The organism is Rhizobacter sp. P3_B12 (assembly GCF_056402895.1).
The window spans coordinates 1-505 of record NZ_JBFUGN010001807.1 but is presented as its reverse complement, the minus strand read 5'-3'; the positions used below and the strand labels follow the sequence as shown (position 1 = coordinate 505).

Genomic DNA, 505 nt, shown 5'->3' with positions numbered 1-505 from the left:
GACTCGGAGAGGGCGCAAGGCGGAGAGATTCTTGTATTGGTCAAAAAGAAGCAAGGCGGGAACAGGGTGGTTTATTACCCTGAGTCTTCGGCCGTCGGTTTTTATCACCCAGAGATGAACTCGGTTTACTACAATCCGGCATTCGCAGCTGCAGTGAAGCTGAAATTGGGCGTCGAGTGGAATATTGCGGCGCGAGCACTTGCGGCGCCACAGATATTCCTTCCCAGTGCTCACAATACTGGTGATGTCTATCCAATGGTTGATTTATACCCAGAAGTATATTTTCTGGCCAAGAGTTCGCTTCTCGCAAGGCCATTGAGGAAGCCCGTTGATGCCACATCAAGCTTCGATCCCATTCGAAAGAGTGTGAAGAAGACTGGGTTGTTTCGATTTGACGAAGAAGAGAGTCAAATCAAGTCGCAGGAAAATGTCTCGAGTACGTCCACTGCTTCATGGGTGGCGAATTGCGTGGCAGCCATTTCTCAATACCTTCCCACCATAACGT

The 505-nt window shown here is 49.5% G+C and carries 1 protein-coding gene; it reads left to right on the top strand.

Annotated features, from left to right (window positions below; translation table 11 throughout):
• Positions 1-36: 36 nt before the first annotated feature.
• A partial coding sequence (locus AC1D01_RS38340) for a hypothetical protein (RefSeq protein WP_477875266.1) occupies positions 37-505 on the top strand: 469 nt, incomplete at its 3' end.